Below are 541 nucleotides of genomic sequence, written 5' to 3' on the forward strand. Positions count from 1 at the left end.
AGCGATTGGACGTAACAACTGATCGCGCTCTTCAAATGTCACCATAAACATTTTTTGAGCCGCTTTTAATGCATCGCCAGTTAAACCTTTATCAACAAGTTGTTCTTCAAGTTCCGGGTTTGCATTTAAGCGAATCGCATGGTCACGCAACCACTCACGGTACGGACGCATGTTTTTCAAGTGATTGCTAACATCTTTAGTATCAAGCACTTTACCTGTAAGGGTGTCTACAACCAAGATTTGACCAGGACCTACACGACCTTTTGATACCACATCTTCTGGCTCATAGCCCCAAACACCAATTTCAGATGCCAAGGTAATGTAATCATTTTTGGTAATTACCCAACGCGCTGGACGTAAACCATTACGGTCAAGCATACAAATCGCATGACGACCATCTTGAATAACGAGGCCTGCCGGACCATCCCAAGCTTCCATATGTTTTGAGTTGAACTCATAAAATGCACGCAAGTCTGGATCTAAAGTTTCAACGTTCTGCCAAGCTGGTGGCACGAGCATACGTAAAACACGGAATAAATCC

1 pseudogene is annotated in these 541 nt (G+C 43.6%); it reads right to left on the reverse strand.

The features are described 5' to 3' along the window. Positions 1 to 541, reverse strand: a pseudogene (locus tag ABD296_RS50160) (glutamate synthase subunit alpha); the annotation flags it as partial.

Origin of the sequence: Actinomadura napierensis (genome assembly GCF_039529375.1) — a bacterium.
Classification (GTDB): Bacteria; Actinomycetota; Actinomycetes; order Streptosporangiales; family Streptosporangiaceae; genus Spirillospora; species Spirillospora napierensis.